This window comes from Prevotella koreensis (assembly GCF_003977605.1).
Taxonomy (GTDB): Bacteria; Bacteroidota; Bacteroidia; order Bacteroidales; family Bacteroidaceae; genus Prevotella; species Prevotella koreensis.
This window is the reverse complement of record NZ_RYYU01000001.1, coordinates 127,175-148,603: the sequence shown is the minus strand read 5'-3', so window position 1 is coordinate 148,603 and position 21,429 is coordinate 127,175. Positions and strand designations below refer to the sequence as shown.

The 21,429-nt window shown below is 40.7% G+C and carries 12 protein-coding genes and 2 pseudogenes; 10 read left to right on the top strand and 4 right to left on the bottom strand.

Annotated features, from left to right (window positions below; translation table 11 throughout):
- The first annotated feature begins 6 nt into the window (after positions 1 to 6).
- The 8 genes from vgrG (at position 7) to EHV08_RS00635 (ending at position 16,092) form a co-directional block, all read left to right on the top strand.
- Positions 7 to 1,731, top strand: a complete 1,725-nt coding sequence (gene vgrG, locus EHV08_RS00670; protein WP_126677529.1) for a type VI secretion system tip protein VgrG — start codon at positions 7 to 9, stop codon at positions 1,729 to 1,731.
- A 12-nt stretch (positions 1,732 to 1,743) separates the two neighbouring features.
- Positions 1,744 to 2,031, top strand: coding sequence for a PAAR domain-containing protein (locus EHV08_RS00665; protein ID WP_126677528.1), 288 nt, complete (start codon positions 1,744 to 1,746; stop codon positions 2,029 to 2,031).
- A 5-nt stretch (positions 2,032 to 2,036) separates the two neighbouring features.
- Positions 2,037 to 2,453 (top strand): GPW/gp25 family protein, encoded by a 417-nt coding sequence (locus tag EHV08_RS00660; protein WP_158676025.1) that lies wholly within the window; start codon positions 2,037 to 2,039, stop codon positions 2,451 to 2,453.
- A gap of 11 nt (positions 2,454 to 2,464) precedes the next feature.
- The gene (locus EHV08_RS00655; RefSeq protein WP_126677526.1) at positions 2,465 to 5,302 is read left to right on the top strand and encodes a baseplate J/gp47 family protein; all 2,838 of its coding nucleotides are present in this window, start codon (positions 2,465 to 2,467) and stop codon (positions 5,300 to 5,302) included.
- A gap of 74 nt (positions 5,303 to 5,376) precedes the next feature.
- Positions 5,377 to 7,674 (top strand): hypothetical protein, encoded by a 2,298-nt coding sequence (locus EHV08_RS00650; RefSeq protein ID WP_126677525.1) that lies wholly within the window; start codon positions 5,377 to 5,379, stop codon positions 7,672 to 7,674.
- Between the two features lie 13 nt (positions 7,675 to 7,687).
- A complete protein-coding gene (locus EHV08_RS00645; protein WP_126677524.1) occupies positions 7,688 to 9,568 on the top strand; it encodes a hypothetical protein in 1,881 nt (626 codons plus the stop codon).
- Positions 9,569 to 9,597: 29 nt separating this feature from the next.
- Positions 9,598 to 13,686 carry a leucine-rich repeat protein gene (locus EHV08_RS00640; protein WP_126677523.1) on the top strand — a complete coding sequence of 1,363 codons (4,089 nt, stop codon included), beginning with the start codon at positions 9,598 to 9,600 and terminating at the stop codon, positions 13,684 to 13,686.
- A 36-nt stretch (positions 13,687 to 13,722) separates the two neighbouring features.
- On the top strand, positions 13,723 to 16,092 hold the full coding sequence (locus tag EHV08_RS00635) for a contractile injection system tape measure protein (protein WP_238987980.1): 2,370 nt from the start codon (positions 13,723 to 13,725) through the stop codon (positions 16,090 to 16,092).
- A 54-nt stretch (positions 16,093 to 16,146) separates the two neighbouring features.
- On the opposite strand, the gene EHV08_RS00630 is transcribed toward EHV08_RS00635, so the two are convergent.
- On the bottom strand, positions 16,147 to 17,022 hold the full coding sequence (locus EHV08_RS00630; RefSeq protein ID WP_203227031.1) for an eCIS core domain-containing protein: 876 nt from the start codon (positions 17,020 to 17,022) through the stop codon (positions 16,147 to 16,149).
- Complete coding sequence (locus EHV08_RS00625) at positions 16,997 to 17,389, bottom strand: hypothetical protein (RefSeq protein ID WP_126677520.1); 393 nt, start codon at positions 17,387 to 17,389, stop codon at positions 16,997 to 16,999. The genes EHV08_RS00630 and EHV08_RS00625 overlap by 26 nt, the downstream gene beginning before the upstream one ends.
- A 184-nt stretch (positions 17,390 to 17,573) precedes the next feature.
- Here EHV08_RS00625 and EHV08_RS00620 point away from each other — a divergent pair, with 184 nt between their 5' ends.
- The gene (locus tag EHV08_RS00620; RefSeq protein ID WP_126677519.1) at positions 17,574 to 18,905 is read left to right on the top strand and encodes an ATP-binding protein; all 1,332 of its coding nucleotides are present in this window, start codon (positions 17,574 to 17,576) and stop codon (positions 18,903 to 18,905) included.
- A 6-nt stretch (positions 18,906 to 18,911) separates the two neighbouring features.
- On the opposite strand, the gene EHV08_RS00615 is transcribed toward EHV08_RS00620, so the two are convergent.
- Positions 18,912 to 19,049 carry a transposase gene (locus EHV08_RS00615; RefSeq protein WP_262707386.1) on the bottom strand — a complete coding sequence of 46 codons (138 nt, stop codon included), beginning with the start codon at positions 19,047 to 19,049 and terminating at the stop codon, positions 18,912 to 18,914.
- 423 nt (positions 19,050 to 19,472) lie between these two features.
- Positions 19,473 to 20,743 (bottom strand): annotated as a pseudogene (locus tag EHV08_RS00610) (IS5 family transposase).
- Positions 20,744 to 21,083: 340 nt separating this feature from the next.
- Here EHV08_RS00610 and EHV08_RS11580 point away from each other — a divergent pair.
- A pseudogene (locus tag EHV08_RS11580) lies at positions 21,084 to 21,429 on the top strand (IS982 family transposase); the annotation flags it as partial.

The window sequence follows — 21,429 nt, the reverse complement described above, 5'->3', positions numbered from 1 at the left end:
AATACAATGGCGGAAACAAATGCAGATAACAGTGCCTTGTCATTCAAGATTATGATTGACGGTGAAGATTTGGCAGAAATTGCAGAGGTAATTAGCATCCACCTCGAAAAGCAGTTCTGCAAAATTCCTACAGCCCAGATAACACTGTATTATGGAAGTCTTCTCAACAACACTTTCGCAGATGACGAAAGAAATGCTATTGCTGTTGGCAGTGACATTGAGATTTCCGCTTCTGATGACACATGCCTTTTCAAAGGATTTGTTGTACGTAAAAGTGTAAGTCTCACTAACCGAAAGTCATTATTGACTTTAACCGTCAAGAACAAAGCTTATCGAATGGCTCAGAGCCGATGGAATCATGTATTTGCAAATGTTACAGATAGTGACATAATTGAGCAAATAATACAAAAGTACAGCATCGGTTGTGATGTTGAGAGCACTTCCTATCAACATGAGTTAGTGACCCAATGCAATTGCACAGACTGGGATTTCGTGAACCTAAAGGCTGATGCGAACGGGTTATTGTTTTTTGCTGATGATGAGAAGATATCTGTGATGAAGCCCAATACTGGGAGTGCAAGCCATGAGATTAACGGTTATGACTCTATCCTGAGTTTTGACGCACAGATAGACGGACGGAATGCTTTCTCTGGTATTAAAGCTTCGTCATGGAACTATAACTCACAGGAGAAGCAAGATGTAGAAGTCCAGAATTCTGACAGTTTCAAACAAGGGAATGCCACCACTGGCCAGTTGGCAGACAAACTGAAAAATGAAATGCTTAATATAAACTTCTTAAGTTCGTTTGTTGACACGGAGGCGATGACTGGTAAGATAAATGGCATGATGATGAGGTATAATTTGTCCCGCATCATCGGTAAGGTTAAGATTTATGGCATCTTATCTTCTAAACCCGGAGAATGTGTCACTTTCAGTGGCGTAGGCGAGAGTTTTAATGGTAATGCCTTTATTACATCTGTTGAAATGGATTTTACGGATGGTGCCTGGACTACGACCTTAGGTTTTGGAATGGAAGAAACTCCTTACTTCTGGGCTTACGATGATGTAAACGCGGCACCATCATCAGAACTGGGTGCAGCTGTTTATGGCCTGCAACTGGGTAAGGTTACGGCTGTCGAAGGAGATCCTGCAGATGAATTCAGAATTAAGGTGTCCCTACCCTGCTTCGACGGAGATTATACAGAGGTGTGGGCACGCGTCGCCATGCCAGATGCTGGGGAAAGCCGGGGGATATTCTTCTACCCAGAGGTGGATGATGAGGTCGTGATTGGATTTGTTGATCAGAATCCAAACAATCCGATAGTTTTGGGTACATTGCACAGCAGCAAACGCAGTGCCCCTCAACCCCTGAGCAATGACAATAACATGAAAGGTATCTATCTCAAGAGCGAGATTAAACTTGAGTTTAACGAAGAAGACAAGATAGTAAACCTTGAGACATCTGGTGGAAATAAACTAGTCCTCAACGATAAGGACGGAAAGATAGAGATTGTAGATTCTAATGGTAACCAGATTACAATGGATAATCAGGGAATTACCATCAAGAGTGCTGGAAAAATTGCCGTAGAGGCTTCTCAAGATATGAGTCTGAAAGGCGTGAATATAACAGCAGAAGCACAGGCTCAGCTCAAGGCTTCTGGCTGTGCTCAAACAGAGTTGTCATCATCTGGTATCATGGTGGTGAAAGGCTCTTTGGTTCAAATCAATTAATATGGATTAGATATGGCAGCAGCAGTAAGAGTGGGAGACGTAACCACGCATGGAGGAGTGATAACTGGTCCTGGTGCTTCTACCGTCTTGATAGGAGGACAGCCAGCAGCAGTGGTGGGCGATTTACATATTTGCCCCATTGTACCGACTCCCGCTTCTCCCCACTTACCTTCTTCACCTTTCGTAGCAGGAAGCACAAGTGTACTTATCTGTGGTCGCCCCGCCTTGCGCACTACCGATGTATGTCTATGTGGGGCTAATGCTGCCGTTGGATGTCCAACAGTAATTATTGGAGGCTGACAAATATGGCAGAAGAGAAAAAATACACTTTTATGGGACGTGGCTGGAGTTTTCCCCCTATGTTCTCTAAACAGAGCCGAGGTATTGTGATGCTCTCTGATGAGGCTAATGTGGCCCGAAGCGTTCGTTTATGTGTACAGACACGTCTAGGAGAACGGATGTTCCATCCCAACTTGGGTACCGAGATCGATGATTTTGCTTTCGTCAGAAATTACAACACCATCGACCAACAGCGTCTGAAAAGGATGATTGAATATGCGATCGTTGAAAACGAACCCCGTGTTGATGTTGACGATATTAGTATAGAACACAACCTTTCCGATGAAAGTATAGAAATTTCTATTGCATATACGATCAAGTCATCTAACACTCAATTTAACATGGTGTTTCCCTTCTATTATGAAGGAGGACTTAGATTTTAATTGATGGACGCATGAAAAAAGACATAGAATATCAAGGCACGTATCAGAATAAACGTTTTCCGCACGGTTTGAAACCTGACTATTTCAAGCTTGATGACCGGACACGTGAAGGACTGCTTCATGAGGCAGCCCAACTCGCTTCCCACATCAAATATTATAACGACAAGAACCAGTTAGATGACCATTGGGAGGAATATTTTACTGATGTGTATGATTATGCCAACAAAAAGGTAAAGACTCAGTTCCTGGATGAGCTGGAGAAGAAAGGGGAAGTACCGCCTCATCTTGGTCTTTTCCTTGCTTTTGCAGATGTATTCCATGTCGCTCAAGAAGAACTCAACCGGTTGGCTCAGCGACATTTGGATTACTACTATCGCCATATTTTGCATTTTGAACCTCAAGGCGCGGTAGCCGATCGGGTAAACCTCTTCTTCGAACTAACAAAGAACCAGGAACGAGCCGTACTTCCCCAAGGGACTCTGTGTGATGGCGGAACAGACAAGAATGGCCGTAAGCGTGTTTATGCTACAGACTTTAACATCTCTGTCAGTCATGCTGGTGTTGACCAGGTGATGACATTAACATCAATGTGTGAGGATGGTTTCCTTAGTCTTTCTACTCCCCATGAAGATAAGTTCCAAAGTCATGCACAATTTGGTTTTGCCCTATCTTCTCCATTACTATCTCTGACAGATGGAGAACGAATGATTGAACTGACATTCAGTTCGTCTGTTGAAGAATGGCGTGACTTAGTACGTGTCGATTATTCTTCTCCTACAGAGTGGATAAGTCTAAAGAGCGAAATCTCTGATGAGCGCATCAAGATCCATGTAACAGAAAAGATGCCTCCCATAGTTATATACGAAGAAGCAATCCATCACATGGGATTAGATGCTCATGAACCTGTTCTGCGGTTTGTTTTCTCAAAACTTCCATCGCATTTCATTGAATCCCATATTGATATTGATAAAGAAGAGGCTGTCAGGATAGAAAAAATCAGAGTCGAGGTGAAGAATTCACACGAGCTAGACTGCTTCACAGACTATGGAATAGTGAATCGTGACACCCCATTTCTTCCTTTTGGAACAGTCCCTGTTGCTGATGCATCAACTTTCAAAATAAAGAATCATCGTATCTTCAACAGTTTTTTGAAAGAGCCTTATTCGCTTCATATTAACTGGAAGGGAATGCCTGAAGACCTTGCCGCGTATTACAAATCCTATCAAGACGGATGGGGATTGCTTGATAATTCTCAACAAGGTTTTTACAAGAGATTTGCTGCTATCTGGCTTAATGGTTCTGAAAGTGCTCGTGACTGGCTTCAACTCAAAAGTCATTGTAGAGAGTATTTGGACCTATCTGAAGGTCAAATACAATTCGTGTCATCAGTAGATTATGGTCAGAACCTTTATAATACGTTGCTGGGTAAGGTAATGATGCATAATACCAGGTTGATAGAGCGCAATGGTGTGATGGTGACAGATGAACAGCAACTATCTATGCCAGAAAAACCATATATCCCTGAAATACAAAGTATTGCCATCAGTTATGTCTTGGAGTCTGAATACCATTCGTCCAACTCAAGAATGTTTGCCATTCATCCTGTTTTGCCTCTGGAGCACCCCCATGCCGAGTATACAGATTACAATTACAGCTTATGGCCAAATCTTCACCCGCTACCAGAGAATTCAACGGAACGCAGTTTTAACGTATCCATTAAGCATTTACCATCGGAAGGCGAATTCAATGTCTATTTTGAGATACTCAATCCCAGTTCGTTTGTGAGTACAGCCGACACCTATGTCTGGCAATACCTGTCAGCCGATGGTTGGACAGATTTCTCCGAGAATGGGATCATTCGTGACACCACGGATCATTTCAATCATTCCGGCGTGGTTACTTTTGTCATTCCTTTGAATATTGATATTGACGAATCAGATACGACATGGTTACGTTTGCAAATGTCCAAGCCTGCCGGCAGTCCTATGCCATCACTGGTTCTGGCACGTACCAATTGTACGACGGCAACATTCTGCGACAACGACAACGACTTGTCTCACCTCCGTTTTGGACTACCTGCCGGAACGGTAAACCGTCTCGTGGTTCGCAATGCAGCCATCAAATCCGTTGAGCAGCCTTCATCTTCTTTTGACGGACAAGAGGCGGAAAGTGAGGAGAGTTTCTATACCCGCATAAGCGAAAGGCTGCGCCATAAGAATCGCGCTTCTTCAATATGGGACTACGAGCGAATGGTATTACAGAAATTCCCTCAGGTTTCCTTTGCGTTATGCCTTCCAAATGTTCGCTTTGGAAAAGAAGGGGTCCAACAGTTGGTTGAAGAACCGGGCAATGTGCTTCTCCTATTAAGTCCCAACACAGAGCTTAATCCTCAATCCAATATTCTGGAACCTAAGGTGACCGTTCAGAACCTCGATGAAATAAGGCAGTTTATTGCCCGTCTCACATCGCCTCACGTGTCGATTGATGTGACCAATTTTGCCTACCGTACCATAACCGTAGAATGTAACGTACAATTAAGGAAGGGTTATTATGACCTCAGGCATTATCGTGAGCAACTTAATCAGGAATTGAGACAATACATAGCACCGTGGCTTAATCCAAAGAATAAGGATTCCGTGAACAGCCTTACATATAAATCGAAAAACGTTTCCGACATCTATTTCTTCCTTGAGAATTTAGAATATGTGGATTATGTCAAGTCGGCAAGGATTATCGTTACCAACAACTCTGGAAATGATCAGAAAATATATAACATTGCTGACCAGGTGATAGAGAAAGAAGCATATGAGATGTTTACTTCCGCAGAAAATCATGTTATTGAATTCTAACAGTCATGGCACAATACAAAGAGAATAATAATGGACGCCTGGTCCTAGACATAAATGCATTACGGCAACTCGGTATGAAACGTATAAGCGAGTTGAGTGGAAGCCTTTGGACTGACTATAATCCAACGGATCCAGGTATCACGCTACATGAAATCCTGTGCTTCTCGGTACTTGATCTCGGGTACCGAATGACATTTGACATCCCCGATCTTCTTACACCTGATGGGTACCATTATCCGTCGCATGAATATTCTTTTCACGAGCCATATAAGGCCTTGTCCTCTGGTCCGATAACGATTGGCGATTATCGCAAATTGATTTTGGAAAACGTAGCAGGCGTTAAGAATGTCTGGTTAACCCCCACCACTCGTAAGGTATATTTACCAGAGGATATTCTTTCTGAAGCCCAAGGTATTGATTCAGAAAGCAAAAGCGTAGACGTGAAAGGATATTATGACGTTTTTGTTGACCTCGTGGACAATACCCCATCATCGGCAGGGGCGGCCAAGCAGGAAGTTGATCGTCTACTGATGAAACACCGTAACCTGTGTGAAAACTTCCTGCCATGTAAATCCATGGAACATATCCCTGTTGGCATAGAAGCAGATATCGAAGTTGAGTCTGATTATGACTACAATGCGCTGCTATCAACATTACTTGATGAAATATCACAGTATATCTCTACAAGTCTTCATCTGTATTCTTTTACGGAAATGCTGGAAAAAGGCTATTCCGTCTCCGATATTTTTACCGGACCATTACCTCGTCTCGGTTATGTTGACATGAGTGAGATTGAGCCTCTCGACACTAATCACAAACTTTATGTTTCAGATATAATTAATATTATCATGCAGCATAGTGGCGTTAAAGGGGTTCGTCATCTGGCCTTTGTAGTTAAAGAAGAAAATCTCAGGGAAGTTGTTAACATGAACTACGAGCTCTCGCTTCAGGATGATGTTATAACAAAGAAATCATTCAGATTCTCCCAAGACCCGAGATTGTCTCAATTCACATTCATGCTCGACAATTATCAGTTCACAGCTAAAATTCCAGAAAATGATGCGAATGTGCATTCCACTGCAGGGCAATCACCTTTTGTTTGCAGGTTCGAAGAAGAGACTTCCAAGAACCACAAGTATGACCGATATTATACCATTCAAGACGATTTCCCGTCTATCTATCTTGTGGGGCGTGAAAATATATCTGACACAGAAGATGATTTGCGCAAGGCACAACGAATGCAGTTCAAAGGATACCTGCTTTTCTTCGACCAATTGCTGGCAGACTTTCTGATGCGTATCAATAGCGCCCGACATCTGCTATCATGGGAGAAATACAGCCATTTTGACGACTGGAAGGAACATCAGTTGGGCTATATGCATCGAGTACTTACAGGAAGTGATATTGACGATTTTGAAAAAATAGTCGAGAAGAAGACGTATGGCGACTGGTATGAGAAGCATATCTTCGATGCTCAAGGCGAACTAAAGCAACGCAATATGGCTTTGAACCATCTTCTCGCCCGTTTCAACGAGGATTTCGTGAAATATTCCGTCCTACAATATATCGCCCAGGAGGATGAAGGCCATGATGTCACAAAACGAGAATACGAACAGATGGACAGCAAGACCAATCTCCTTAGATATTTACCTTATCTGGGTTATCATCGTGCCCGTGCCATTGACTACACACAACCTTTGACACTTGACCCTAATTATAAGGGAGAGGACTTCAATGATGGTAATTATTATGCCATAGAGCGTAAATTGTCTGTCGCCTTCGGAGTCAAAAACTATCATCCGGCCCGGCACCTCCATCCTAAGGTTATTCAGATGAAGGAGAACATCATTGAATTTGAAGATAACCGAGAAGTGGATTATGCAGAGACATTTGGCATACATCTCTACGAACACTGCCTATATGCACCTGTGGAAAAAGAAACAGAGCCCTTCCTTCGCCAATATCGCTCTGAGAACGAACATGAATACGTTGAAGATCCATACAGCATGAAAGTAACAGCGGTTCTCCCAGGATGGCTGAATGTTACTCAGAACTATCAGTTTCGAGAGTTGGTTGAGAAAAGCATCCAAGAGATGTTCCCTGCGCATATTGCAGTCAAGATCTGTTGGATTGGACCGCGCCAAATGATGGACATTGAGAATCAACATGATGACGTTTTGAAGGATATGGAGCATGGATATTCGGATTTAGGGCATCTGACGGCATTTGTTCAGACCCTTTCTCATCTGAAGAATATGTACCAGTCTGCTAAGATGGCATCGGAGAAGGAAGTAAGTACAAATCGTTATAGTCGTCTTGACTACACTACATTAGAGCCACACGACTATTATTGGCAAAGAAACAATAAATAAATACCGATACAATATGGCAAACAACAAATATCCAAAATACTCTGAAGGAAATATCCTGACGAGTGAGGCGTTGAACCGCAGTTTTGATTTTCTGCATCAACAAGTGATGATTACGCGCCGCCTGATGTTGGGAAATGGTGTGCTGAATGGTCTGGGATACAGTTATGACGTTGAAGACAAGAAAGCCAACATTACCATCAATCCTGGAACGGCAATTACAGAGTCCGGGCTGCTGGTAGAATTACCGGAAACACGCACCTATAGCTATGCCAAGTTGGAGAACAGGGATGAATACACTTTGGTAGAAGACAAAAATGAAAAACCGTTGAAAGATGTCACAGATATTGATCAATTTGTGCTTGGATTGAAAGTACATTTCCAGGAAGTTCCCGAACAGTATTGTACCAGTCAGTCATGCACGATGAAAGGCACGGAAGTGTTGGTGGATGTTGTTCCTTATCTCGTGCGAAAGAAAGATGTCAAATCGTCTGTAAAGGAAAAAACAGCTTCTGCTCCTGTACTTTCTGAACCGAAATCAGTTTCCATGGGAGATCTTGTTGAATATCCTGTGTTGCCCATTTTCTTGAAACGTGTTGCTCGTCATTTCGAGGAGAAGAGAAATATCTTGATGGAAGGATTAGACAACTTTATCGGCGTTGCCAATTACGTGCCCGAAGCCATGAAATCTTACATTAAAGACTGTGAGAACATGAAGAAGAAATTGAAAGGCATACATTTCAATAATCGGCAAAGCCATCAGTTCCATGCATTTGCAGATGATTTGTTGTCGGCATTTAATGAATTTATCGTCGCATACAACATTTACCATAACAGATACGATGGTATAGAGACGAGTGATCATACAGGTAATTTAGAGAACAAAGTTGTATTAGGCTCAGTAAATACTGCAAATAGCAATGAAGCTTCATCTCGTTCTGCTTTCCAAAGCGTGACAAGTGCTTTGGGAAAGAATGCAGCAGAAACCGTCATCCAGCGTATGTTCGAGCGAATAAAGTTAATGATAAACAATTTTGACCCAAACCTAAAATCATCTGATGGACCAATCTTGATTCCTGTAAAATCAAGTGCGAAATTGGGTGATCGCATGATTCCTTCCTATTACAAAGAATCCCCTCAATTCGAACAGTATTGGGATGCACACAATGAGTCACATCTATCACTAAAGAAAACACTCGAACAGAGTGACTACCAACAAGCTGATTTCTTGAGGTGGACGCTATATGGTAATATTGAAACAGAAAAGGGATTAAAAAAAGAAGAGGTTGTTAAGAAACTAGAAGCGGAGATGGCCAATAACAGAATTCCTTTGTTTATGATTGAATATGAATTGGCTGGTGACCGTCGCATCTATGATATCCTTAACTACACAGACTCAGACAAGAAGGTATCAATAGAACAGATTCATGTTGAAAAGGCTAAGAAATTAATGCAAGAATATGGCTATACAGATAAAAATCATAAAAATATTCTTTTGAAAATTTATGATAATATTAAGAGTAAAAAATACGACATCAAATCTTTCCAGAGTTTTGACTCCGATGCTATTGACGGATTAAATAATGTCGTCATAGATACTGTAGATTCATTGAAAGAAGATTTTGATATGGAAATACACAAAATCTTTGAATATATCATACTCGCTAATCTGGCAAATAATGACCCAAAAGCATTCAAACAAATTCGAACTTTTGGCATAGACTATAAAGGCGGAGTGGATTATAGCAGCATTTTGTTACTAATAACAGCCTCAAAATCTGTTATATTCGTAATGGATGTGCCCACGTCTTCCATATTATTCAATGAAGATTGGCTGCAGCAGATTCGGAAAGAATCCGACTCCTCTGGTACCCTACAATTATCAAATGACTTTTAATAGAATTAATAACATAATAAAACAAAATCATGAACAAATCTATTACAATTACAAAAGACAACTATCTTTCAGAGTTCTTTGTTATAAAAGAAGAAGAAATAGAAGGAGTTATATATACCGTATTGAGTCGGAAGGATGGTGTTAAAACAGTAAACTTTGATGAGCTGACGGATGTAACTATCGATGAAGGTGTGGATATTATAAAGTTCCAGCTCTTCAAAGGTTGTAATAATCTGAAGTCTATCACTTTCGGTCCCAACGTGAAAAGAATCAGCAATCAGGCATTCAGAGACTGCGCTAATCTCAAAAGTGTAAACTTTATTCACGGACTCACAACGGATGATGTTAGTGTAAGCATCGGATCAAGCTGTTTCAAAGAATGTCCGGCATTGGAAGAGGTGTACCTGTCTGAGAAAGTAAAACAGATTGACAGCGGGACATTTACAAATTGCAAAAACCTGGTCATTCACTTCCTTTCCTGCCCCGAAATACTATCTAAACATGCGTTTGAAGACTGCGATTCCGTTAGGCTATCCGTTCCCTATGGATGTGGAGGTTCCGAGTGTTTTAATAGTTTAGGGGAAATAGAGGACAACAAACTTTTTGTTGGCAAAGACCATATCCTTTATCGTGTTCTGGAAGACGATGAATCCGTTAGCGTTGATAAGGACAACTACGCTCTGCAGTCTGAGACCATATCTATACCAGAAACAATAACTTATAACGAAAAAAGATTCAGGGTCATCTCCATTGATGCTAATGCTTTCCGTGAAAACTCATACGTCACGGAATTTGTGCTCCCTATCAATAATCTGTCTGAAATAGGCAAGGGAGCTTTCGCCTTTTGTCCCAATTTGGAATCTATTCGCTTCCACGATAATGGGATGAATGACAATTTTTTAATTGAAGGCAAGGTGCTATACAAACGTGAGCGAGAAGGTCTTTGCCTGTTGGTATGTCCGCCTAAAGTAAGTAATGTAGTTTTAACTCTATCGAAAGAATTAAAATCAATTGCAGATTATGCTTTCTCAAATGTATGCAACCTAAAGCGAATCAAATTCACCCAAACCGAGCCTGTTGAAATTGAAAGCGAGGCCTTCACGGGTGCGAAACTGGAAGATTGCTATGCTTTCCTGGATGAAGGCTTGTACAACAGCAAATTCAAAGACACCTTGGAAAAATATCTGAGAGTTCAGAAGGATGACAATACTTTCACGTTCAACAACAATGTTTATTCAATCATAGCTGCCTCGGATTATAAGGAAGCAGCACTTGTCAAGTGGAAGGATGAGAAAAAGGAAGTCATCGATGAGAGTGTCCCATTTGCCGGTGTTAACTATTCCGTGGTGAAAATACTTGATGGCGCTTTCAGGTCGAATACGGAGATTACGAATCTAAGCATCACGAAAGCAGTCAGGGAGATAGAGGGCAATCCTTTTGCTGACTGCACAAAGCTTACTGAGATTACCGTTGGAAAGGACAACGAAAGGTTTACAGCTGAAAATGGCGTGTTGCTTGAGAAGACTGGGAAGAAGGAAAGAAAGCTCATTGCTTATCCTGCAGGCCGTAACGTTAAGGACTATGGCATTCCTGAAAACATTGTCTCAATTGGTGAAAATGCATTCAAGAACTGCAGTCTCACCCAGATTGTAATACCTAAGGATGATATGATAACAATGGACGGGAAATCCGGTCTGCCTGATAAACTAGATGTGGTTCTGCCTTCTGTGTCGGCTTACAAGATTTACAGCAAAAGCAGCTGGAACAACTATCATCTCGTTTTGCCTGATTATGAACATGAGGGAATTAAATATCATCTAAATATTGATAAAAACAAGAGGACTGCAGAAATAGTTGACGCGAAAGCAGGTCTAAAGGAGGTGACAATTCCTGTTACGGTGAAGTTTGGCGATGATGACTTCAAAATTGAGAAAATATGCAGTGGTGCATTCAAGAAATGCACTTCCCTCACAAAAATCACATGTGATAGCGAGATTCCTGTCGCCTTGGAAAAGGATGTTTTCAACAAAAAGATGACAGTATATGTTCCTTCAAAGTGCTATGTTTTTTACAATAGTGCCACAAATTGGAATGTACACACTATTTTTGATGGCGAGAAACCCGACAAGTTCACGGTTGGAAAGATTATCTATTCTAAGATGAACGACTCAGAGGTCAGCATTCAATCTGTTTCAGGCGTTGAAACCAAAGACCAACTGATAATTGAGCCAACCGTTTGTTATCACAATTATACTTTCAATGTTGTGGCTATCATGGATGGTGCTTTCGAAGGAATTAATTGTGCTTCAATAACTATACCTGATACTGTCATTTCCATCGAAAATAATCCGTTTAAAGGTTGCTCTGGCAATGTGAAAATCAAAATAGATAAGGATGGTTCATTTAAGGAGAATAATGGTCTTTTCGTGAAGGACAATACTCTTGTTTTCTGTCAGCCAAAATGCAGAGATATTATTATCCCTGAAAACATTAATATTACTCGCATAGGCACGAATGCTTTTGCTTCATGCCCCGATTTGAAGAGTATCAACCTTGAAAGTCTCATGAACGTAGAGCCGCCAACATTCGAAGGCCAGCCTGGATGTAAAAAAACGATACAGGTTGTAGTGCCTTTCGGAAAAATCGCTGCTTACAGAAAGACAGAATGGAACGATTATTTCGACCTGAAACAACTTTATGTCCTGTCTCTTGAAAAAGAATCGCTTACTCTCATTGAGAAAGATACAGAGATAGTAAACATAACCTCTGGAAATGACAATTATTCTGTGGAGAACAGTAATCCGTCGGTGGTCACTTCTTCATTGAGCAAATATACTATAGTGGTCAAATCCATACAGGCGGGAAATGCCATCATCACTATTACCGATACGCGGACATCACAGATTGCTACGATTAGCATTAAAGTAATAAGTCCATTGGCTCTTGCTCAAAATTCTGTTTCCTTGATGGTGAATGCTTCAAGAACGGTTAGCATCACCTCTGGAAATGGAAACTATTCTGTAGTGAGCAATAATTCGGCTATAGCCGCCGCCTCATTGAACGGAAGTAGCATATCCATCAGTGGTAGGAAAGCAGGAAGTGCCACCATCACCGTGACCGACAAACAATCGTCGATGACAGCTACGATTCGCGTGACGGTAATGAAGAATCTGACCCTTTCTTACAGCGCAGTTACCTTGATGGTGAATGCTACAGTAACGGTTGGCATCACCTCTGGAAATGGAAACTATTCTGTAGTGAGCAATGATTCGGCTATAGCCACAGCCTCATTGAGCGGCAGTAGCATATACATCAGTAGTGGGAATTCTGGAAGTGCCACCATCACCGTGACCGACAAACAATCGTTGAAGAGAGCTACGATTAGCGTGACGGTAGTGAAGAATCTGACCCTTTCTTATAGTTCACTTTCTATGGTGATACATACAAATAAAACTGTTAATATTCTTTCTGGTAATGGGTGCTATTCTGTAACAACTAATAATCGGTCCATAGTCTCAGCTTCAATTACTGGAAATAGTATAATAGTTCATGCCCTGAATCCAGGTAATTCCATTGTCACCGTTACGGATACTATAACATCACAAACCGCAAAAATCTCTGTAACTTCCAGTGTTGGTGTATCTGACAATCTTCCATATAATCCAAACGCATTGCAAGTAATCGCAGAAAAAGATGGCAAGTATTTACTTACAGACGGCAGGTCGAGAATGGTTATGTTCGCAAATCGTGAAGATGCCTATAATGGCATGCGTATTGCTATGAGACATAATCTACATTGTTTCATAGGAAGAAGCAACAAACGAGCAGAACGTATGGATTATATTTTTGAGTTCTGGGCAGGAACAAGTGGTCTGACAAATCAGCCTCTAACAAAAACGGATTTGATCAGTTACAATCCTAATAACTTGACTGCTGTATCAATGGGAAGTTCGGGGTGGAGTATTCGAGATGGCAATCATTGGATGTTCATTGCTGACAACGAAGCCGATGCTAAAGCCATTATAAGTATCCTCAAGAATTACACGAAAGTGGGATATATCGGCAGGGATAATAAACAACCAGATCGTAAGAATTATATCATGACTTATCTAGAATAAAAACAGTTCTATTCACTCATTTGTGTCATAGTTGAATTGATTCGCAAAGTACTCATTGATCTGAATCTCGATTCCCCCGAAAACGAGGCCAAAGAGAGAAGTAACCTGCTATATGAACAGCAGGTTCTTCCCGCTTTGGAACGTGTCTTCAAACAATTTGAAGAATATGAGATTGAGATTGATAAACCTTTGGTGTTGGAGTTGGGCAATATAGAAGAACACGATCTCCCGTTCAGCATAGAGAATGCCCTTTATAGAATTCTGTTGGAGAAATGTAGTGACCAGCATGCGAAGATATCAGAACAGACACGTTCTTTGCCAAAGAATGTATCAACATTCCTGAATTACATAGAGACCGCTCTTCTTCCTTGGGAAATAGAAAGTATAGAATCATTTAACAATGAGGCATTCTGTAAAGAAGGTATTGAGGAGGCATTTCATTCAGATATTTGTTTTCAACATTTGTTTTCTTTGATTACTCATGACCTGTTAGCCTGCCAGCGTTTTTTGGCCTTGCCAATACAGGATATGGAGAAGTATGCGCGGGTCTTGCTTCGCATACTGTCACAACAGCCACGGCAAGTGGGCAAGCTATATGCCTCTTTCGTTAATACGATTGCAGAGAATCATCCTTCTACTGTCCATGCCCTTATACCTTATCTCAAAGACATGCTCCGTTTGGTGATGTTTGGCAATCAAAAGGAACAGACCGAGACTTTTGTCTCAACAATTGGTTTCCTTAACGAAAGGCAACTGCTGCCCGAAGTCTTCACTCAAGAGTTACCAGACAAAGGGAGTTTCTTGCAAGCATTACGCGATACAAGCCGTTCTGACAATGAATCTTTAACACTTGTCCAACAGACTATTAAGACCATAGAAGCATTGATTCACAAGTTTCGATCTGCACCCGGCAACGATTCTAAGGCTATTATTATTAAGCCAAATGAATTAGCACAACAGAAACAAGTTCAAGGGATTGATGACGAATTGGTCGAAGAGTGGCAGAACCTCGAAAACGAGTTGGTTAGTTCGATTGTTCAAATAACTGACGTGATCAGAGTGTTGGACGTATCCTACAATCTTATAGAAAATAATCTAACTATACAAGAGCAGAAATATCTTCAGAACCAGTCGCCAGAAGTTTCTCTGCCATTTAAGCACCCTTCCTTGGCAATAGATACGATAGCCCGTGCCTTAGAAGTCTTTACTCAAAGCCTGAAAGAATGGATTACAGAAGCTGAAAGTCATATAATTGTTGTGAGCATTCAGAGAATGATAGTAGCCATTGATTCTGTTTTCATTTGCATTGACACCATCAATAAGGTAGATTCCGCAATAAAGAATCAGCTCAACATGGTCTTACGCCGTCTTGAATCTTTCCTTACTATTATAGACCAGTCCTCTACTTCGTCAACAGCATACAAAAGAGATGCGAGTATTTCGTCTGATAATCAATCTGTAGAGGTGACGAAAAATGAAGCCGTTGGTGAAGGACGTGAAAGCGATTCAAGGCATCGTTCTTGGGCGTTAGAAGATGTCGTTTCCTGCTTCGTAGATAGCGAGGTTGCCATAAACGAGGTTATCGCCGAAATGGCAGCTAAGTCTTCCGTGGAATTATCTATTTATGAAACACTCAGACACCATCTTGTTACGATACAAGAAATGATTGCATCATTGCAAGAATACAAGGAAGAAGCCACGGATCTTGAGCATTGTCTTGCTTCGATAGATGAGTTCAGGCATAAGTTCTTTACACAGCCTTTGACTACAGAGTCAATACAGCAATTGCAGGCAGTCATTCAAGAAATACAAGTGGAGGACAACATGAACGCTTCGCTCTTGGAGTCACAGAAAAGTCTTAAGGAGCGATTGACGGAGATAGTGAAGAAGCAGCCCCTAATAAAAGAGCGTATTTCTGTGTGGAACTCAGGACTCGTACTTTTCCATCCTTTCTTGCGAACCTTCTTCACGAGGATAGGATTGATGGATCCCTTGGGTGAGTTCAAAAGCGATGAATGTCGATTCAGGGCTGCTTATCTTCTGCATGCCTTGACAGGTTCTACTGAGCCGCCACAGGACCATTTAATGACTTTAAACAAACTGCTATGCGGTATCAATATCCTACTGCCTTTAGACTATGATTTCGAGATAACAGAAGAAGAACAAAACCAAATAACCAGTTTGATCAAAGCTGTTATTAACAACTGGACAGTGATAAAAAACACATCCGTGGCAGGATTCCAAGAGACATTCGTCCGTCGTCCTGGAATGATTGAGCGTAGTCAAGACGACTGGATTCTCCGTGTGGAATCGCATGGCGTTGACATCCTGCTCGAGGAAATTCCCTGGAATATTAACCTCATCGCCTTGTCCTGGATGGACTATTTGATTCACGTGGATTGGTAAGTAAGCAATCGAGTAAATACATATTGTAAGAGTTTCTTGTAAAAAACACAGGGGTTACTGAGGGCTTATTTTAGAACCTATATCAAATTCTTTCTTCGTACCAAGAGGAACGTTGGGTACATTTGGTTTCCTAAAATCCCCATAATATACTTTCTTAACAAAATATTCTATTGCGCTTGCAACACTTTCTTTACTGGTATCTGACATTTTACCACAATAGTCTTCAGCAGTTTCTGCTACTGACCAATAACAATCATCATTTGCATTCATATACATATGTGAAAATTCATGAATAATAGTAAAAGCTCTGTTCTCCAAGTTTTGATTAAGAAATCCATTATAGCAAATAATCTCATGGTCAATTTTCATATTATCTATAATTGTTTCAGCAAATACCACAGAGCCATCCTGTCTTGTTTTATCTATTCCAATAGTAGATATTTTCAACTTGTTGACATTTTTTTCTAATACTTCCAATAGATTCTTTATGTTATTAATAAAAACCGTATTAGGAGTACTCGAAGTAGAGTCAACATTTTCTTTATAGCTGTTTCTAAATAAATCTAAAACCATCCGATTTCTATTCAAAACAGGTTTTTGAATTTCAGCATTATAAATAGTAATCTTTGCTTTAACATTATTACAAATATCAGTGATTTTATCGTCTAATGCAATCCTATTAAAAGGTTCTATCACAACTTGCTCTTCTAACCTACCAACCTTCCTGTTTTCTTGTATCACATGTGTCAATTCATGAGCCACTAATTTCTGTCCTTCAGAACTCTCTGGAGAATACTGTCCTTGGTTGAAATAGATGTCATTACCAAGGGTAAATGCTTTGGCTTGAATGCTGGAGCTTATGGTAACTGCGTCACTATCTGTATGCAGGCGCACCTGAGAGAAGTCACGGCCAAAACCATTTTCCATCATATTCTGCAATCCAGAAGGCATCTGCTGCCCCCCCCCCTTGCAATCTTGAAAGCTGACTCTCCATTTGTGAAGACACAGCGATACCCGAAGAGCCTGAGCCGCCTTGTGATATTTTGCGTCTTATTTTGCCGCCGCTTACAATTTCGTTGGCCACGGCATCAGCTTCAAGCTCTTCAGCATCTTGTGGAGAGGTCATCTCCAATTTAGCGTGTACAATCGTACGTGAAGGTAAAGAAACTCCCTCATTTGTGGCTTTATCTCTTCTATCTTTAGTTGTGATAGATTTGGAATCAGACTGGTGTGTTAGATGCATAAGTTTTTTCAATATGGTTAAAATCAATTTTATGCAAATTAAAAGAAAAATCATCAGAAATGAAAGTATTTGTCATTAAAAGATGTTAAGTCTATAGAGGATTCTATATGTGACTTTCGATTATTATGGAATAATGTGAAATAATTAAAATCAAAAAAGATAGCGATTAAGAAAAAATCATTATCTTTGTCAACGATAAAGGGAAATCTATGATTCAGTAAAACTCCAAATAAGGACTATGACAGATGCATTAGTTTTTGAAGAACTGCAATGGCTGACAGACGTAATTGTAGCCAGGATGAAACTCTATTTCAATCAGGAAAGTGAGGTGAAAGACATTAACCAGATTCCCCCACCTGTCATCAATGATAATAGTGGAGCATATAGCCGTTTCATAAAAGTAAACAATCTGGGAACGGAAGATCGCATTCTATTGATACTGTCATGGGTGCCGGTATTAAAACCCCAGCTTCTTGACTGTTTCCTGGTTAAGAATTCAGACACAGGACAACGGTTCGTGGAGTTTGGTTGCGTAGAAGGTCGAAGCGACGGGGCTATTGTCCCTACTCTCGGTACTGCCCTATTTATCCTTGCTGGAGAAGATATTAAAGCCAAGATGCTTCTTGCTGAACGTTTCACTAGCCATCCTATCATCTCTTCATGGCTTTCTTATCACGAAGACAATAACACACTTTCTTTTTCAAACTGGATCCTGAGCCCGCCTCATGAACTGCTCGATCTGTTTTTGTTTGAACGTCCATTTATCCCTCGCTTCTCAAATAATTTTCCTGCCAAGGCTATCTCAACCACACGCTCATGGGACGAACTGGTGCTTGACGAAAAGACTATGGGGCAAGTCAATGAGATTAAGATGTGGGTAAAATATGGTGAGAGGATAAGAGAAGAATGGCAACTTAGCAGCCGTATTAAACCAGGCTTCCGAGCATTGTTCTATGGTCCATCGGGATGCGGAAAGACCTTCACTGTAACTTTACTTGGAAAAGAGATTGGCAAACAGGTGTTCTGCATCGATTTGTCGATGGTGGTGTCTAAATACATAGGAGAAACTGAAAAGAATCTTGCTAAAGTTTTCGAATTAGCGGAGAATAAGGATTGGATTCTCTTTTTCGATGAAGCGGATGCACTCTTTGGAAAGCGTACAAATGTGAAGGACTCCCATGACAGATACGCTAATCAGGAAGTAGCCTATCTGCTGCAACGTGTAGAGGACTATAAGGGACTCATCATTCTCTCCACCAACCTAAAGTCGAATATCGATGAAGCCTTTGCCAGAAGATTCCAGATCATGGTCAGATTCAATATGCCAAATGCCCAAGAACGTGAAAGACTTTGGATATCTTCATTTTCGCCTTTATGTGAATTGGAAGAAACTATTAATATTAAACAAATAGCTGAAGATTATGAATTAGCTGGAGGATCTATTATCAATGTCGTCCAATACTGCTCCATATCTGCCATGAGCCGGGAGGAGAATATTATTAGGAAAGCGGACTTGTTAGAAGGTATTCGGAATGAATTCTCGAAAGTAGGTAAAACCATAAGAGAATAAGGGGCTTCACAGGAATGACGTGATACCAGCGTCGTGCAGGGATAGCAGACGGAGCTTGAAGTAGCGGTCGTCTGTGAAACCATAAGTTTCACGCTTCATCAGTTTGATCTTGTTGTTGATACCCTCCACCATGGCAGTAGTAATCCTCCTGTCATACTAGGCCTGGATGCCCTCCCTGTGCTTGAACATCGACATTCCGGCCGTGGCTATCTGCGTGATATCACTTCTGATGGTCTCTCTATCCAGTCGTATAGCCATTTCCTGGCGGCATGCTTGTCTGGCTGCCCCAAGACGAGTGTAATCTTCTCCTTGAGGTAATATGCCTTAGACAGCGGCTAGTTGACTTTGAGGCCCTCCTCCAGTTTTTTCCTTGCTGCTTCCGTCTTGATGTCCTCGCAGTTCTTCAGCAGCAGTCACCTGATGCCCTTGATGACATCCCTCTGCCCTTCGTGGAGCTTGCTGTGGTAGAGCGAGCGGCGAAGCTTTTCCACCGTGTCATTAATGATTTTTCTTGTCTTGAAATACAACACTAAGGTAGGTAGTCGTTCCTTAAAAAGATCTACTCCCTTACTCATTTCCTTTTGCAAACGCATATTCCTGTGAAAAGTTGCTTCCTTTCAACTTTTCACAGATTATTTTTATGAACCACAAAAGAACTCTCATTGCTCTTTTGAAGTTATACGCCGCCACTGCCAACATTATATTTATAGCATCTCCTTTCACACCTTTGTAAAAGTTGCGAGATAATCTGTAATCACTTTTAAGACATCCTATGGTAGCCTCTATTACTGCACGCTTGCAAAACAGTTTGTGTTTCTTTTTCTTTTGATAATAACCATCGTTGTGTTTTGTGGACTCCGGTATGAGTATCTTTGTCGTCCCGACTTGCTTTATTCCTCAATATCCTCTATCACCTGCCAAGTTATCAATGCACCTGCCTGTCATTCTTTCCATTTGTTGTAAGGTTGCTTCTACGGTATGACCGTCATATTCATTCCTGAAAGAAACCGCTGCAAGAATAATTCCCGAGAAGGAGCGGATAAAGGAGGCTTTGTTGCCAAACTCATATTTCTTGTGTTACTTGCCCTTGCTGATGCATTGTACTTCCGGTTCGTGAAGCGAGTATATCTTATCAGGACTGTTACGTTTTTGAGAAAGAATTTTATAGAAGAGTTCAAACATCTTTTCATAACCTCTCTTATCGGGAAGATTGCGGTCAGGTTCTCTGACCAAACGACCGGCTATCGTGCGCAAACTTCGGTCTGCCTTGACTGCCTTCTTGTGATTCTTGGGGTGATTGCGAAAACGCCGGTCAAGGGAAATCTTTTTCAGAGTTCTTCGGTAACTCTGACGTAAAGGAAGTTTCTTTTCACGAACGATTTTGAGAACCCGTTTGATTATCTTTTTATGCAACTTCGCATCCGTTGGATAAGTGATATTCTTCTACTGTACCGTAGAATCAATAAAAGCCGTGCCAAAATGATTCTCATCATCGTTCTCCGTATTGACACGAATGCTCTCCGCAAGGATTATTTCAATTCCTTGCTCGCCTATACGGTTTCGAAAATGAACCAAATCGGAAGTTTCGCACGGTTCCTTGGGAAGAAATTCCAATTGACCGCAGAAATACTGATAATAAGCATTCTCACTCCACTGTAAAACGACGCTTTCATCGGAAATATTACGCACGTGTTTCAAGATTAAAAGACCACACATCAAACGAATAGGATGGGAGGGCAACCATTGGTTCTGCAATATAAAGGAGAAAACGCATCTTCAAATCTACGCCAATTGATTTTATTGGCAAGCCTGTAAAGAGGATGATTATGATTGAGCATATCCTCTAAGGAAGAGAATTATGATAGTTGATTGGAGGTTCTTTTTAACATAAAATTCTGCAAGTTTTATACTGTAAAGGTACAAAAACTTGCAGAAATATACAAATAAATAAGAGGATAATTGACTATAAATCAATAAAATAAACCTTTTTTAAGGAACGACTATTTAGGACACTATTGTGTAAACATAGGTTTTTACTCAGTTAAACATTCAAATTCTTGTCAAACTCATCAATAATACGCGAGTTCGGGATAAGAAAGTCTCTATAAAAGTTGGTAATCTTGTTAGTTTTTTGTAACTTTATAGTTGTAAATCAATAACTTACAAAACAACTAAGCGATGATTACCAAAGACAAAATTATAGAAATTTTCTGTATTATTGATGAGTTTGACAAGAATTTGAATGTTGAACTGAGTAAAAACCTATGTTTACCTTCCTATAATAGCAATGGAAAACGTTTTAGGAATCGTAAGGGAAGGCTTTCCGAGAGTGAAATCATGACCATCCTTGTATGCTATCATTTCGGTACATATCGTAATTTCAAGGAGTATTATCAGAACTGTATCCGTGGGTGGCTCAAGCATGAATTCCCAGCAGCCGTCTCCTATAATCGTTTTGTGGAACTCATGCCCCGTGTGTTCTTTAAGATGATGTTGTTCATGAAACTCCATGCCTTCGGCAAAT

Coding starts and splice junctions, on each gene's coding strand:
- EHV08_RS00645 (WP_126677524.1), top strand. CDS start 7,688: ATGGCAAACAACAAATATCCAAAATACTCTGAAGGAAATATCCTGACG.
- EHV08_RS00625 (WP_126677520.1), bottom strand. CDS start 17,389: ATGATTTTTCTTTTAATTTGCATAAAATTGATTTTAACCATATTGAAA.
- EHV08_RS00630 (WP_203227031.1), bottom strand. CDS start 17,022: ATGATGGAAAATGGTTTTGGCCGTGACTTCTCTCAGGTGCGCCTGCAT.
- EHV08_RS00665 (WP_126677528.1), top strand. CDS start 1,744: ATGGCAGCAGCAGTAAGAGTGGGAGACGTAACCACGCATGGAGGAGTG.
- EHV08_RS00660 (WP_158676025.1), top strand. CDS start 2,037: ATGGCAGAAGAGAAAAAATACACTTTTATGGGACGTGGCTGGAGTTTT.
- vgrG (WP_126677529.1), top strand. CDS start 7: ATGGCGGAAACAAATGCAGATAACAGTGCCTTGTCATTCAAGATTATG.
- EHV08_RS00650 (WP_126677525.1), top strand. CDS start 5,377: ATGAAACGTATAAGCGAGTTGAGTGGAAGCCTTTGGACTGACTATAAT.
- EHV08_RS00620 (WP_126677519.1), top strand. CDS start 17,574: ATGACAGATGCATTAGTTTTTGAAGAACTGCAATGGCTGACAGACGTA.
- EHV08_RS00640 (WP_126677523.1), top strand. CDS start 9,598: ATGAACAAATCTATTACAATTACAAAAGACAACTATCTTTCAGAGTTC.
- EHV08_RS00655 (WP_126677526.1), top strand. CDS start 2,465: ATGAAAAAAGACATAGAATATCAAGGCACGTATCAGAATAAACGTTTT.